Genomic DNA, 14,656 nt, shown 5'->3' on the forward strand with positions numbered 1-14,656 from the left:
CCCGGCGCCGCCCCGTCCAGCAGCGCCGCCTGCGCCGCGCTTGCCGGATCGTCCACATAGCCCGCCTCGGCGCGGAACCGGCAGCCGGAAGCGGTGATCAGCAGGTCGGCCGGCAGATGCCAGGCCAGGTTGCCATCCGCCGCGTCAAAGGCGGCCATCACGAAGGCCGCGGGCGTCGCCTCGGCAAAGACCGGCGCCTGATAGGGCGCGCTGGTACTGACCAGCAGGGTAAAGGTTTCGGCCTCCGGCGGGCGCCATAGGGCATAGGGCAAGCCGGCCTGCGCGGCGCGGCCCAGGATGGCGTGTTGGTCGGCGGTCAGCTTGGTCATCGCAGGTCCTTTCGTCGCGCCGCAGGGTGGCGGGGCGAAAGGCGCCGGTCCATAGAGAAATCTAGCGAAAGCTATCGCTTTGCGCTATGGCTCCCGCGGCCTGCGGCAGAGCGATGGCGCAGCCCAGTTCTTCGGCGGCGCGGATCAGGTGCCTTCGGATCAGCGCGATATCCGGTTCGACCGAATTGTCGCGCAAATAGTTCAGCAACACCGGCTGCGACGGCGCCCCTTCCAGCGGCAGCACCCGCAGCGCGGGATCGTGAATGCCAAGCGCGGACAGTTCGTCGATCACCGCGATGCCGAAGCCTTCGCGCATCAGATGCGGCCCGGTCATCGCAAAACGCGTCTCCACCGACACGTTCGGCACCAGCCCTTCGGCGGCGAACATCGCCCGCAGCATCGGATCGAGCGGTGCAACCGGGTGAAAGGCGATCAGCCGTTCGGCGGCGATATCCTGGATCGCGACGCTGTCGCGCCGGGCCAGCCGGTGATCGGCGGGCAACACCACCACCAGCGAATAGGCGGCGATTTCGTGGCTGATGATCGCGGGGTCGTCGGGGCGGATGATGGTGACGGTGCAATCGCCCTCGGCCAGCCAGAGATATTCCGTGTAATGCAGGCGGGCCAGCGTATCCATGCGGATCCGGACATCGGGCCGGTCGGCGGCAAAATGTTTCAGCGCGCGCGGCGCCAGCCCCTGGCTGACCGATGGCGACACCCCCATTCCGAAAGAGGCCAGATGCCCGCGCACGATCTGGGCGATCTGGTCGGTCAGGTGATCGAAGCCGGCCAGCGACGGGTTCACCACCTTGAACACCTGCCGCGCCAGGGCGGTGGGCCGCAGCCGTGCCCCCGACCGGTCGAACAGCAAGGCACCCAGCACATCCTCGAGCCGCCGGACCGTATTGGTCACCGTCGGCTGTGCGATGCCCAGCTGATGCGCCGCGGCCGAGATCGAGCCGGTCAACATCACCGCCCGAAACACTTCGAGTTGCCGAAAGGACAGCATCCTGTTCCAATTCCCCCTGTTTGCCGCTACTCACGCGCCGGATGCCGGGCAAAGCCGGTCGGGGGGCGACGCCTCCCCGATCTTTCACGCCCAACCTATAGCCCCAGACTATGAAGTGGAAGAAAGGACATCCTTTTCACCGGGTTGCGATTGGTCCAAAGTCCTATGACCTGGGGCACGTTGCCCGGATGACACTTTCGAAAGGAAACCCCGACGGGGGTTTGGGAGGAACGACATGACGATCAAAACAACACGCCGCGCCTGGCTGGCGGGGCTTTCCATCGTGGCCGCCGGGGTCACCGCGCTGGGGGCGACCGCCGCCGCGGCCAATGACGCGATCACCATCGGCGCGTTGCGGTTCACCAGCCATGGTGCTGGCTTCGTGGCCTATGAAAAGGGCTATTTCGCCGATGAAGGGCTCGACGTGACCTTCGAGTTTTTCCAGGCCGCGCAGCCGATCGCGGTGGCCACCGCGTCGGGCGATGTCGATTTCGGGATCACCGGGGTGACCGGCGGGCTGATGAACCTGGCCGAAAAGGGCGCGATCCGCATTGTCGGCGGCGTGCTGCATGAAAAGAAGGGCGTCGATGGCATGATGATCATGGCCTCGAATGCCGCCTATGACGCGGGCATGAAAACCGTCGACGACATCAAGGGCCACTCGGTGGCGATGACCCAGGTCGGCTCGACCTTCCACTACATGACCAACCTGATCGCGAATGCGAAGGGCTGGAGCATGGATGACATGAAGATGGTGCCGCTGCAGAAGGTCGGCTCGATGGTGGCCGCGGTGAAGTCGGGCCAGGTCGATGTGCTGATCATGGTGCCCCATATCGCCAAGGCGCTGGCCGGGGCCGGTGCGGCGCATGAGATCGGCTGGCTGAACGACTATGCCGAATACCAGATCTCGACGATGATCAGTTCGGTCGACAATATCGAGAACAACCGCGACATGGTCGAGCGGTTCATCCGCGCCTATGCCAAGGGGATTGCCGACATGAACCGGGTGTTCCTGTCCGGCGATGCCGACCCGGCCGAAATGGAGGAACTGACCGGGATGATCGCCAAATACGTGGCCCCGGATCAGCCCTATGAAAAGGCGGCGAAGTCGATCCAGACCGGGGCGATGTACCTGAATGAAGGCATGGCGCTGAACAAGACCGATGTCGCGGCTCAGATGAAGTGGTTCAAGGACCAGAAGCTGGTCGACAGCGATCTGACGGTGGACGAGCTGGTCGATTCCAGCTTTGTCGATACCTACTGAGCTGAAGGCCTGTCATGGACCTGCGCGTCGAAAACCTGTCGCATCGCTACGATGATCTGGATGTCCTGCGCGACATCGATCTGGAGATCAAAACCGGCGAGATTGTCTGTGTGATCGGCCCGTCCGGTTGCGGCAAGTCGACTTTGCTGAGGCTGCTGGGCGGGCTGGAACAGCCCAGCGAAGGCCAGGTCCTGCAAGTGGGAGAGCCGCCTGCCGGCTCTCTCAACCCGCTCACCTACGTGTTCCAGGACTTCGCGCTGCTGCCCTGGCGCAGCGTCGAAGGCAACGTGTCGCTGGTGCTGGAAGGGCATAACCTGCCGGCCGAAGAGATGGAGGCGCGGATTGCCGACGTGCTGAGCCGCACCCGGCTGTCCGATTTCCGCAAGGCGGTGCCCAAACAGCTGTCAGGTGGGATGAAACAGCGGGTGGCGATTGCCCGCGCCCTGTCGGTCAACCCGGCGGTGCTGTTGATGGACGAACCCCTGTCGGCGCTGGACAGCCAGACGCGCGAATTGCTGATGGACGATCTGATCGACCTTTGGGAGCGCGAGAAATTCACCGCCTGCTATATCACCCACAACCTGGCCGAGGCGGTACGGCTGGGCCACAAGGTGGTGGTTCTGTCGCGCCGTCCCGGTGTGATCCGGGAAATCGTGCATATCGACATGCCATTGACCGAACGCAACCTGTCGAACCCGCAGATCGCCGCCATCCAGCAGCAGCTGTGGGAGATGATGCGTGCCGAGGCGGCGGCGGCCGATACCGAACTGGCCGATAGCTGACCGCAGCGCCGGCCCCGCGCCGGTGCCGGTCTGCACCTGGATCAAGGAGACCCGAGATGGCTGAAATCACTGCTGCGGGCACCGGCCCGACGCCGCAAAACCCGGACGATGTGCGCCCGGTCCGGTTCCGGGGGGGCGGTTTTCTGCCCCAGCCGCGCCGCTTTGTCGGCCTGGCCGTTTTCGCGGTCTTGCTGTTGTTGTGGGAACTGGGCTCGCGCGCCGGGGTGATCCCGGCGCTGGTGCTGCCCGCCCCTTCGGAAGCCTGGGAGGCCTTCATGGACCTGGCCCAGTCAGGCAACCTGCAGAAACACCTGGCCGCCTCGCTGCAACGGCTGATCATCGGCTTCACTTGCGGCGCGCTGCTGGGGCTGGCGGTCGGCACGCTGGTGGGGCTGAATTCCTACGCCCGCGCCGGCATCACGCCGCTGGTGGCGGCGATTTTCCCGATCCCGAAGATCGCGCTGCTGCCGCTGTTCATCATCTGGTTCGGCATCGGCGAAGGCTCGAAGGTGGCGACCATCCTGTTCGGCTGTTTCTTTCCCACCGTCATCGCCACCTATGGCGGGATCGACAGCGTCGACCGAAGCCTGATCCGCATGGGCCAGAGTTTCGGGCTGAGCCGCTGGCATATCATCCGCAAGATCGTGCTGCCGGCCGCCCTGCCCGCGATCCTGTCGGGAATGCGGATCTCGGCCTCGATCTCGATCATCCTGCTGGTTGCGGCGGAAATGATCGGTGCCGAATATGGCATCGGTGCCTATGTGTTGCTGGCCGGGAACCTGATGTCGACCGATCAGCTGATCGCCGGCGTGGCAATGCTGTCGCTGCTGGGGCTAACGGTGAACTTTCTGATCACCCGCGCGGAAAAACACTTCCTGAGCTGGAGAAACTGATGCCCCGGACGGAAACCGATTTTGACGTCGTCGTGGCCGGCGGCGGCGCCGGCGGCGTGGGCGCCGCGATTGGCGCCGCGCGCGCCGGGGCACGGGTGGCGCTGGTCGAGAAATACGGCTTTTTCGGCGGTGCCGCGACCAATGCCCAGGTGCTGGCCTATTGCGGCTTTTTCCATCACGGCGGCGACACCGCGGTGCGCGCGGTCGAGGGCGCCGGCGAAGCGGTGCTGGCGCAGATGCGCAAGCAGGGCGTCGATTGCCAGGCCTACCATTCGCCGACCACCGGCAACTGGATCGTGCTGCTGGATCCGGAACGTTTGAAACTGGCGCTGGACCGGGTGCTGGCCGAACATGGCGTCGAAGTGTTGCTGCATTCCCGTGTTGCCGCCGCCTCGCGCACCGCCGACGCCATCGAAAGCGTGACGGTGGCCGGCATGGACGGGCGGTTTCGCCTGATCGCCGAAAGCTTTGTCGATGCCAGCGGCGATGCCAACCTGGCGCTGGTCGCCGGGCAGCCGATGCGCATCGGCGATGGCGAGGGGCGTTTGCAGGCCTTTACCATGCCGATCCGCATCGGCGGGCTGACCGTCGAGGGCCGGGTGGACCGCCAGCGGCTGATCGCGGCGGTCGACACGTTCAACGAGCGCTCCCCCTACAAGATCACCCGCAGCGATGGCGGCATCTATACCCGCGTCGCGGGATCGACGGATTTCTGGTGGCTGATCATCGACCGCGAGATGCCGGATCTGTCCTCGAAGAGCTTTACCGCCGCCGAACGCTCGGGGCGCGAAATGGCCAACCTGATGGTCGAGGTGCTGCAGGAGAAGGTTCCCGGCTTCGAAACTGCCTGGCTGGCCCAGACCGGGCCGCAGATCGGCGTGCGCGAAACCCGCCACCCCGCCGCGCGCTATTCGATCACCCATGACGATGTGTTGAACGGCCGGCTGCGGGAGGACGGCGTCGCGCGCGCCTCCTGGCCGATCGAGCTGCATTCCGAAGCCGGCAAGCCGATCTACGAACATATCGGCGGCGAGGGCTATTACCACATCCCGCTGGACGCGCTGCATGCCGCCGGGCTGAGCAATCTGTGGTATGCCGGGCGGGTGATCGGGGCCGATCCGCGCGCCTATGGCTCGACCCGGGTGATGGGCACCGCCTTTGCCAGTGGCGAGGCGGCGGGGGTTGCCGCCGCGCTGACCGCGCGGCAGGGCAAGCCGCCCGCCCCCCAGGCGGTGCGCAAGCAGCTGGTGGCGCAGGGCGCGCTGATCTGATCCGCGCGCGCGGCGGGCGTTACTCGGCCGCCCTGCCCTTGCTGCCGGCGGTGCCGGTCAATTGGCTGACCACGTTCTCGATCATCCGGATCCCGGCATCCTGGCCCAGCGACATGATGCTTTCCGGGTGGAACTGCACCGCCGCCACCGGCAGGCTGGCATGTTCGAGCCCCATCACCACACCGTCTTCGGTGGTTGCGGTGACGGTCAGATCCTTCGGCAGCGTTTCGCGGCGGGCATGTAGCGAGTGATAGCGCCCGATGGTCACCTGCTCCGGCAGGCCGTCGAACACGGTGCCGGCGTGGTGCACGCTGACGCGCGAGGATTTGCCGTGCATCGGCTCGTCCAGCTGCGCCAGCTCGGCACCGAAATACTCCGCAATCGCCTGCAGGCCCAGGCAGACGCCGAACAGCGGCAGCTTGCGCTCCAGCACCTTGTCGATGGTGGTGCGGCAGTCGAAATCGGAAGGGTTGCCCGGCCCCGGCGACAGCACCACAAGGTCGGGGTGGAAATCGTCGAACACCTCTTCGGCCAACGGGCTGCGCGTGGTCAGCACCTCGGCGCCGGTCTGGCGGAAGTAATTCGCCAGCGTGTGCACAAAGCTGTCTTCGTGATCGACCAGCAGGATGCGGCGCCCCTGCCCCTTGGGCAGCCGCCAGCCATCGCCGCCGCCGTCATTCACCGCCACGTCGCCCCGGATCGCCGCGCGCATGGCGCTGGCCTTCAGCTCGGTCTCGGCCTCTTCCTCGTCCGGGTCGCTGTCATTCAGCAGCGTGGCGCCGGCGCGCACCTCGGCGACGCCGTTCTTGATACGAATGGTGCGCAGGGTCAGGCCGGTGTTCATATTGCCGTCGAACTGCACCGCACCAACCGCGCCGCCATACCAGAACCGGGTCGATTTCTCGTGGCTTTCGATAAACCGCATCGCCCACAGCTTGGGGGCGCCGGTGACGGTGACCGCCCAGGCATGCGACAGGAAGGCATCGAACGCGTCCATGCCCTCGCGCAGCTGGCCCTCGATATGGTCGACGGTGTGGATCAGCCGCGAATACATCTCGATCTGGCGCCGGCCGATCACCCGCACCGATCCCGGCACGCAGACGCGGCTTTTGTCGTTGCGGTCGACATCGGAACACATCGTCAGCTCGCTTTCATCCTTCTTGGATTTCAGCAGCTTGATGATCTGTTCGCTGTCCTCGATGGCATCGGCGCCGCGCTTGATGGTGCCCGAGATCGGGCAGGTTTCGACCCGGCGGCCGGTGACGCGCACGAACATTTCGGGGCTGGCGCCGACCAGGTATTCCTGCTGACCGAGATTGATCATGAAGCCGAAGGGCGCCGGATTGCTTTTCTTCAGCCGCCGGAAGATGGCCGAGGGCGCGTCCTTGCAGGGTTCGTAGAACACCTGGCCCGGCACCACCTCGAACAGGTCGCCGCGGCGGAAGCTTTCCTTGGCATCGCGCACCAGCTCGGCATATTCGCCCGGTTCATGATCGCCGCGCCGCACCTCGGACGGGCCCTTGCGAAAGGCCTCGGTGGCGCCGCCGCCGGACAGGCCGGCGGTGGACAACCCGTCTTTGGAAAACTCGTATTGCAGGCGCATGGCGCGGGTCGAATAATGGTCGGTGACCAGCAGCATATCCACCAAGAACAGCACCAGGTCGCGCTGATCCGCAGGACGTTCCAGTTTCAGATCAATGGGTTCGAACTGGAAGGCAAGGTCATAGCCGAAGGCGCCATAGAGGCCCAGATGGCCATCCTCGTCGGAATGGAACAGGTCGGTGATCGCCCGCAGCACCGAAAACACCGAGGGCGCGCGCGAGCGTTCCTCTTCGTTGTACAGCCGCTCGGGGGCGCGGATCGTCAGCGACAGGTTTTCCTCCGAGACGGACATCTCGGCAATCGCCGGCAGATCCTCCAGCGTCGGGCGGATGATCTTCAGCAGCACCGCGCCGCGCGGGTTCAGCGCGCTCAGCACCATCTTGCGGCCCCGCGCCTCGATCATCAGTGGCGGGTCGTAAAAGCCGAAATCCCAGCGGGTGTAGCGGCCGGGATATTCGTAATTGGAGCTGAACAGCGCGCCGAGATGGGAATCGAGCCGGTCGATCAGGTCTTCGGAGGCTTGCAGATAGGGCGCGTCGAGTTCGGTGCGCGCAACGGAAACACCCCCGCGGGTGAGAAAGGTCAGGTCGGTCATCGGAAGTTATGTCTCATGTGCCGGGGCGCCGCCATGCGGCCGCCCGTTGCCGGAATAGGTTCAGAAATGCGACAGCCCGCGCCATCGCCCGTCTTTGATCCGGCTTTGCCATCGTGTGCGGCACATGCGGCGTTCTCTCTCCATCCCAACTGATGCCGCTCTAGCAAGCGGCGGCCGGCTTGTAAACCTGGACGCGCCTGCGCGGGGCGATGGCGGCCTGCGAGAACGGTATGAGGGAAACTGGAGCGGGTAGCGGGAATCGAACCCGCGCGTTCAGCTTGGGAAGCTGACAGGCTACCATTACATCATACCCGCCGCGTGCGCCCTCATACTCTGCCGCCCGCGCCCGCGCAAGCGGCTTCACCCGTCGAGGATGCCGTTGAACTGCTCGCGCAGAGTGCGTTTCAGCACCTTGCCGGTGGCGTTCAGCGGCAGCGCGTCGATGAACACCACCTTGTCGGGCACCTGCCAACTGGCGATCTTGCCGTCGAACCAGGACAGCAGTTCCGCCTCGGTCGGGTTCTGCCCTTCACCGGCCACCGCCACCAGGACCGGGCGTTCGTCCCATTTCGGGTGATGCACCCCGATCACCGCCGCATTGGCCAGCTTGGGATGGGCCACGGCGATATTTTCCAGCTCGACCGACGAGATCCATTCGCCGCCCGACTTGATGATGTCCTTGGACCGGTCGCGGATGGTCAGATAGCCGTCGGGGTCGATGCTGGCGACATCGCCGGTGGCGAACCAGCCGTCCTGCAGCAGGTCGTCGCCCTCCTGGCGGAAATAGCTGTCCAGCACCCAATGCCCGCGCACCATCAGTTCGCCCTGGGTCTTGCCGTCCTCGGGTAGCGTCTGGCCGTCGTCGCCGACGATTTTCATCTCGACGCCGAAAGGCGGGCGGCCCTGGTTCTCGCGCAGCTTGCGCTGCTGATCCTCCGGCAGCGTGCCATGCTTGGCCAGCAGCTGGTTGGCGGTGCCCAGCGGGCTCATCTCGCTCATCCCCCAGGCATGCACGGTGTCGACGCCATAAGTGTCGCGGAAGGTGGCGATCATCGAGGGCGGACAGGCCGAGCCGCCGATCACCGTGCGCGTCAGGCTGGCCAGCTTGGAGCCGGATTTCTGCGCATGGTTCAGCAGCCCCAGCCAGATCGTCGGCACCCCCATGGCCAGCGTCACGCCATAGGTGTCGATCCGCTTGACCAGGCTTTCACCGTCCAGCCCCGGCCCCGGCAGCACCATCTGCGCCCCCGACATCGCACAACCATAGGGCGATCCCCAGGCGTTGACATGGAACATCGGCACCACCGGCAGTACCACATCGGTGGCGGAATAGCCGATCACATCGATGGTGTTGGAGGCAAAGGCATGCAGCACCGTCGAGCGGTGGCTATAGAGCACCCCCTTGGGGTTGCCGGTGGTGCCCGAGGTATAGCACAGGCTGGAGGCGGTGTTTTCGTCAAGGCTGGGCCAGGCGAAATCGGCATCGCCCGGCGCGATGAACTCGTCATAGAACAGGACGCCGGGCAGCTCTTCGGCAACCTTGTCGTCCCGCGGCCCCAGGAAGACCAGATGTTGCAGGTCGGGCAGTTTGTCGCGCAGCCCCTTGACCAGCGGCAGGAAGGTGGCGTCGAAGAACAGCACCCGGTCCTGCGCGTGGTTGATGATATAGATCAGCTGTTCGGGGAACAGGCGCGGGTTCAGCGTGTGCAGCACGAAGCCGGCACCGGAGACGCCGTAATAGGTCTCAAGATGGCGCCGGTTGTTCCAGGCCAGCGTGGCGCAGCGCGCCTGCGGCTCCAGCCCCAGGCCGGACAGCACCGCGCCCAGCTTGCGCGCGTTCTGCGCCACCTCGCCCCAGCTGGTTTCCTCGACCCCGCCGCCGGTGGTATCGACCGACCAGATCGACGTCTCGGCATGATAGCGTGCCGCGTGTTCGATCAGCGACGAAATCAGCAGCGGTTCGGTCATCATCTGACCCAGCATGGCGGAATCCTTCCTGTCCTTTGGGCGGGTCCGGCCCGCCGTTCTGTGATCTGCTGAAACTGGATCCCGCGCCGGTGCCGCTTTTGCGCGCCTGGCCGGGCTCCGTCTCCTTCCCGCGGCCAAATTGCCAATGATATCCGGGCATAGCAAGAACAGGCTTGTCCCGCTCACGTAACGTCGCTAGCCCGGCGGAATGAATCTGCCCTATCTCACCCCGCTGGCCCCGGACGCCCAGATCGCCTTTGGTCTGGCCGCCCCGCAGCCGCTGGCCCAGGCCGACCGCGTGCGGTTTTCCGAGCTGGACCTGAACCATCATGTCAACAACAAGGCCTATATGAGCTGGTTCGAAACCCTGCGCGTGCGCTATTTCGATATGCTGTGCCTGGAGCATTATGACGGCCAGCCGCATCCGCGGATCGTGCTGCGCAACGCCAATGTCCGCTTTATCCGCGAGATGCTGGCCGACGAGGATTACGTGGTGACCGCCCGCGTCTCGGCCTTCCGGACCACTTCCTTTACCATGGAACAGCAGATCTGGGCCGGCGACCTGCGTGCGACGATGGAAGGCGTGGTGGTCACGTTGACCCCGGATGGCACGGCGCGGCTGCCCTTGCCCGACAGCCTGCGCGCGGAATTTGTCACCCGTGACGGCGCGGCGGCAGAGACCTGACCAGACCCCGGCCCGCCGCGCCTTGGCCCGGCTAGTTCGTTATGATCTCTGGTCCCATGAAGGTTGTCGGCAGGAAGGTCGACAGCCAGGGCACATAGGTGATCAGGATCAGGAACACGAACAGCACGGCCAGGAACGGCAGCGCCGCCCGAACCACGCCCATCATCGGCATCCCCGCCACGCCCGAGGTCACGAATAGGTTCAGACCGACCGGCGGGGTGATCATGCCGATTTCCATGTTCACCACCATGATGATGCCCAGGTGGATCGGGTCGACCCCCAGCTCGATGGCGATGGGGAAGACCAGCGGCGCGACGATCACGATCAGGCCCGAGGGTTCCATGAACTGACCGCCGATCAGCAGGATCAGGTTGACCACAATCAGGAACATGATCTTGCCGAACCCGGCATCCAGCATCGCGGTGGCGATCTGCTGCGGGATCTGTTCATCGGTGAGCACATGTTTCAGCAGCAGCGCGTTGGCAATGATGAACATCAGCATGATGGTCAGCTTGCCCGCCTCCAGCAGGGTGTCGCGGGTGTCGCGGTGAAAGAACGCGGTGACCAGCGCCCAGGGCCGTGACAGCAGCGAATAGGGGCGCGGCATTTCCCCGGTGACCGCCGCCGCCGACAGGCTGCGCGCGGGCTGTGGCGCCTTGAGCGGCCCCATGTCGCGATAGACGAACAGCGCCACGATGGCGGCATAGACCGAGGCCACCGCCGCCGCCTCGGTGGGCGTGAACAGCGCGTTGGTGACGCCGGGAATGCCGTAGATGCCAACCATGATGATGACGATCAGCATCAGGCCCCAGAAGGCATCGCGGAAGCTGGCAAAGATTTCGCCCCAGCCCTGCCATTCGCCCTTGGGCATGTCGCGCACGATCGCCATGATGTAGATCGTGATCATCAGCATCAGCCCCGCCATCAGGCCCGGAATCACCCCGGCCAGGAACATGCGGCCAACCGATACGTCGGTGGCGCTGGCATAGACCACCATCACGATCGAGGGCGGGATCAGGATGCCCAGGGTGCCGGCGTTGCAGATCACCCCGGCGGCGAATTCCTTGGAATATCCGGCCTGTTTCATCGCCGCGATGACGATGGTGCCGATGGCGACCACGGTGGCCGGGGACGAGCCCGACAGCGCCGCGAAGATCATGCAGGCAAACACCCCGGCAATCGCCAGCCCGCCGCGCAGATGGCCGACGCAGGCAATGGAAAAGCGGATGATCCGCTTGGCCACGCCGCCGGTCGACATGAAGGACGAGGCAAGGATGAAGAACGGGATCGCCAGCAGCGTGTAATGCCCGGCCATCGCCTGGTAGAGCGACTGCGCCACCGAGGCCAGCGAGGTGTCTGAGTTGTTCAGCAGGAACAGGATCGAGCTGAGGCCCAGCGACACCGCAATCGGCACCCCGATCAGCAGCAGGCCGATGATCATTACAAAAAGAAGGACAACTTCCATTCGCGTTACTCCCGGTTGCTGCTGGCGGCTTCGGCCACCGCGTCTTCGGCTTCGTGGCTGACAATCAGGCTGGCCTGGCGGCCGGTGACCACCGCCCAGCTGGCCTGCAGCACCCGCAGCAGGATCAGCGCTGCGGAGAACGGCAGGATCACATAGGGGATCACGCGCGGCAGTTTCTCGTATTCCTCGCCGTAATTGATCGCCTCTTCCAGCCAGCGGAAGATGCCCAGCATCGGCACCTGGTCGGTGACATAGAAGGCGCGGTCGCGCACGCCCTCGGTAAAGCCCAGCGGGAACCAGCGGCCTTCGGTCGGCTGTAGCGCGGCGAAGGGGGCCCAGTAGTCCCAGGCGCCTTTCAGCAGCAGCCCGGCATAGGCGATGCAGCACAGCGCGGCGAGCAAGGCCAAGACCCGCCGGACCGGCGAGGTGGTCATGTTGATGATCGCGTCCACCCCCAGATGCGAGGTGATCTTGAAGCCATAGCTGATGCCCAGCAGCACCAGCCAGGCAAACAGGATCAGCGTGACCTCAAGCCCCCAGATCAGCGAGTTGTTGAAGACATAGCGCAGCACCACGTTGATGAAGGTGATGACGGTCATCAGCCCGAGGATGACGGCGATGGCGGTTTCTTCGATCGAGTTGATAAAACGGCTGACCGCACCTTGCGGCTGGTAATGCGAATGCCCTGACATCGCCCCCTCCCGGTTTAGGACAATTTGGGCGCCGGACCATCCCCCAACGGACCCGGCGCGCACCGGCCCGCCATACGGGCCGATGCTGTTGTGTTGCTTGGGCTTAGAACGAAGCGTTGATGCTCTGCGCCGCAGCGATATTGTCGGTGCCGACATCGCCTTCGAACTTTTCCCAGACCGGCTTCATCGCGTCGACCCAGGCCTGGCGCTGCTCGGCCGTCAGTTCACGCACCTCGCCGCCGGCAGCAATCACCGCCTGCTTGGCCTCTTCATTCACCGCGGTCGACTCGGCGTTGCGGGTTTCGGTCACCTCCCGCAGGATGGTGGCGATCTGGTCCCGCACCGCCGGATCCAGGCTTTCCCACCAGTCCACGCTGGTCACCACCAGATAGTCGATGATGCCGTGATTGGTTTCGGTGGTGCCGTCCTGCACCTCGAAGAATTTCTGGCCGTAGATGTTGGACCAGGTGTTTTCCTGCCCGTCCACAACCCCGGTCTGCAGCGCGCCATAAACCTCGGAGAACGCCATGGGCTGTGGGCTTGCACCCAGGGCTTCCATCTGCGCCACCAGCACATCGGAGGGCTGCACGCGGAACTTTAGGCCTTTGGCATCCTCGGGCATCAGCAGCGGCTTGTTGGCCGAGAACTGTTTCATCCCGTTATGCCAGAATTCGAGCCCCTGCAGACCGCGGCGCTGCATCGAATCCTTCATTGCCTGGCCGGTATCCGAGGTTTGGAAGGCGTCCACCGCGTCGATGTTCTTGAACATGAATGGCAGGTCGAAAATGCGGAACTGCTTGGTGAAGGTTTCGAATTTCGACAGGCTGGGCGCGGCCATCTGCACATCGCCCTGCAGCATCGCTTCGAGCACCTGGTCGTCATTGTAGAGCGTCGAGTTGGGATAGACCTCGACACAGGCGGTGCCGTTCATCTCTTCGTTCACACGCGTCTGGAACAATGTCGCGGCGATCCCCTTCGGGTGCCGGTCGGTATTGGTGACATGGCTGAACTTGATGACGATTTCGCCATCGTCGCAGGCGGCGAATGCGCCGGTGGCGCTGACACTGATGCTGAGAGCCGCGGCTGCGGCTGCAACTAGTTTCATCGGTTACTCCTCCCGATTTTGGTTCGTCTTCCTTGGGTTCGTCTTCGGAATTCTACGTTCCAGACGCACCTCGATTCGGTGCGTCGACCCCAGTGAAGCGAATCGGCCGCGATGCCTCAACGACTCGTGATATGGCTCACGAGCTCAGCTTAAAACATAATAATATCAGAACAATAATCGCCGTATTTGACAGATGACTTAAAGCTCGCATCAAACATCGTGCGGAATTTCACACATAGTTCACACGGCTTTGTGCGGAATTCCGCACAGATTTCAGCGGCGAAAATCCTCGGGCCGAATCCCGTAGCGGGCCAGCTTGTCATAGAAGGTCTTGCGCGGCAGCTTGAGCTGGCGGGCGGCCTCGCTGGCGCGGCCGTTCTGCCGCCCCAGCGCCGCGATCAGCAAGGCGCGTTCGACGCGAGCCAGCTGTTCGGTCAGGCCCAGGTCGGCGGCCTCGGCCACCTCCTCCGGCATCCCCAGCACGAACCGCATCGCCGCGCTCATCAGCGACCGGGTATTGCCCGGCCAATCCTGCGCCATCAGCGCCGCCAGGTGATCCGGCGCGATCTCGGGCGCCTTGATCCCTGCCTGCTCGCTGGCCTGAGCGACGTAGTGGCGGAACAACACCGGGATGTCCTCGGGCCGTTCGCTGAGGGCCGGGATGCGGATCTTGCCCACTTCCAGCCGATAGTAGAGGTCGGGGTTCAATTCGGTCTCGGGCGCGCCGGCGGTGCTGCCGGCCATCAGCCGTGCGGTGCCGCCGGCCTCCAGCGCCTCGATCAGCGCGATCTGGGTGTCGGGCGGCATCCGGGTGATCTCGTCCAGGAACAGCGAACCGCCGGTGCCGGCCTCCAGCGCCTGCGCCAGCGCGGCGCGGTTCAGCCCCTCGGCGGCGCGCTTCTCGAACGGTCCCTGCGCCAGCGGCGAGGACAGGTGGATGACCTCGGCCACTTTCGAGATGCCGGTGCCCGGCTCGCCATAGACCAGCACATCGGT

The 14,656-nt window shown here is 64.7% G+C and carries 13 protein-coding genes and 1 tRNA gene; 5 read left to right on the forward strand and 9 right to left on the reverse strand.

What is annotated here, in order from left to right; all coding sequences use genetic code 11:
• On the reverse strand, window positions 1-329 hold a 329-nt coding region (locus tag CVM52_RS18085), incomplete at its 3' end, for a hypothetical protein (protein ID WP_133119894.1).
• Window positions 330-390: 61 nt separating this feature from the next.
• Window positions 391-1,338 carry a LysR family transcriptional regulator gene (locus CVM52_RS18090; RefSeq protein WP_100163840.1) on the reverse strand — a complete coding sequence of 316 codons (948 nt, stop codon included), beginning with the start codon at window positions 1,336-1,338 and terminating at the stop codon, window positions 391-393.
• 235 nt (window positions 1,339-1,573) lie between these two features.
• On the opposite strand from CVM52_RS18090, the gene CVM52_RS18095 reads away from it, so the two are divergent.
• From CVM52_RS18095 to CVM52_RS18110, 4 genes are read left to right on the forward strand one after another with little or no spacing between them, the layout of a single operon-like run.
• On the forward strand, window positions 1,574-2,602 hold the full coding sequence (locus CVM52_RS18095; protein ID WP_100163841.1) for an ABC transporter substrate-binding protein: 1,029 nt from the start codon (window positions 1,574-1,576) through the stop codon (window positions 2,600-2,602).
• Window positions 2,603-2,616: 14 nt separating this feature from the next.
• Window positions 2,617-3,384, forward strand: coding sequence for an ABC transporter ATP-binding protein (locus CVM52_RS18100; protein WP_100163842.1), 768 nt, complete (start codon window positions 2,617-2,619; stop codon window positions 3,382-3,384).
• A gap of 56 nt (window positions 3,385-3,440) precedes the next feature.
• The gene (locus CVM52_RS18105; protein ID WP_100163843.1) at window positions 3,441-4,277 is read left to right on the forward strand and encodes an ABC transporter permease; all 837 of its coding nucleotides are present in this window, start codon (window positions 3,441-3,443) and stop codon (window positions 4,275-4,277) included.
• Window positions 4,277-5,548 (forward strand): FAD-dependent oxidoreductase, encoded by a 1,272-nt coding sequence (locus tag CVM52_RS18110; RefSeq protein WP_100163844.1) that lies wholly within the window; start codon window positions 4,277-4,279, stop codon window positions 5,546-5,548. The genes CVM52_RS18105 and CVM52_RS18110 overlap by 1 nt, the downstream gene beginning before the upstream one ends.
• A 19-nt stretch (window positions 5,549-5,567) precedes the next feature.
• Here CVM52_RS18110 and CVM52_RS18115 read toward each other — a convergent pair whose 3' ends face one another.
• The 3 genes from CVM52_RS18115 to CVM52_RS18125 all read right to left on the reverse strand — a co-directional run bounded on the left by CVM52_RS18115 (window position 5,568) and on the right by CVM52_RS18125 (window position 9,728).
• On the reverse strand, window positions 5,568-7,745 hold the full coding sequence (locus CVM52_RS18115) for an anthranilate synthase component I (RefSeq protein ID WP_100163845.1): 2,178 nt from the start codon (window positions 7,743-7,745) through the stop codon (window positions 5,568-5,570).
• Between the two features lie 241 nt (window positions 7,746-7,986).
• A tRNA-Gly gene (locus tag CVM52_RS18120) sits at window positions 7,987-8,060 on the reverse strand.
• A gap of 45 nt (window positions 8,061-8,105) precedes the next feature.
• Complete coding sequence (locus CVM52_RS18125; protein WP_100163846.1) at window positions 8,106-9,728, reverse strand: long-chain-fatty-acid--CoA ligase; 1,623 nt, start codon at window positions 9,726-9,728, stop codon at window positions 8,106-8,108.
• 193 nt (window positions 9,729-9,921) lie between these two features.
• Here CVM52_RS18125 and CVM52_RS18130 point away from each other — a divergent pair, with 193 nt between their 5' ends.
• On the forward strand, window positions 9,922-10,398 hold the full coding sequence (locus tag CVM52_RS18130; protein WP_100163847.1) for an acyl-CoA thioesterase: 477 nt from the start codon (window positions 9,922-9,924) through the stop codon (window positions 10,396-10,398).
• A gap of 31 nt (window positions 10,399-10,429) precedes the next feature.
• Here CVM52_RS18130 and CVM52_RS18135 read toward each other — a convergent pair whose 3' ends face one another.
• The 4 genes from CVM52_RS18135 to CVM52_RS18150 form a co-directional block, all read right to left on the reverse strand.
• The gene (locus tag CVM52_RS18135; RefSeq protein WP_100163848.1) at window positions 10,430-11,863 is read right to left on the reverse strand and encodes a TRAP transporter large permease; all 1,434 of its coding nucleotides are present in this window, start codon (window positions 11,861-11,863) and stop codon (window positions 10,430-10,432) included.
• 5 nt (window positions 11,864-11,868) lie between these two features.
• The gene (locus CVM52_RS18140; RefSeq protein ID WP_100163849.1) at window positions 11,869-12,555 is read right to left on the reverse strand and encodes a TRAP transporter small permease; all 687 of its coding nucleotides are present in this window, start codon (window positions 12,553-12,555) and stop codon (window positions 11,869-11,871) included.
• Between the two features lie 103 nt (window positions 12,556-12,658).
• Window positions 12,659-13,660, reverse strand: coding sequence for a TRAP transporter substrate-binding protein (locus CVM52_RS18145; RefSeq protein WP_100163850.1), 1,002 nt, complete (start codon window positions 13,658-13,660; stop codon window positions 12,659-12,661).
• A gap of 273 nt (window positions 13,661-13,933) precedes the next feature.
• Window positions 13,934-14,656 (reverse strand): sigma-54-dependent transcriptional regulator (locus tag CVM52_RS18150; protein WP_133119895.1); only part of this gene is annotated, 723 nt, incomplete at its 5' end.

Origin of the sequence: Pseudooceanicola lipolyticus (assembly GCF_002786325.1) — a bacterium.
GTDB lineage: Bacteria > Pseudomonadota > Alphaproteobacteria > Rhodobacterales > Rhodobacteraceae > Pseudooceanicola_C > Pseudooceanicola_C lipolyticus.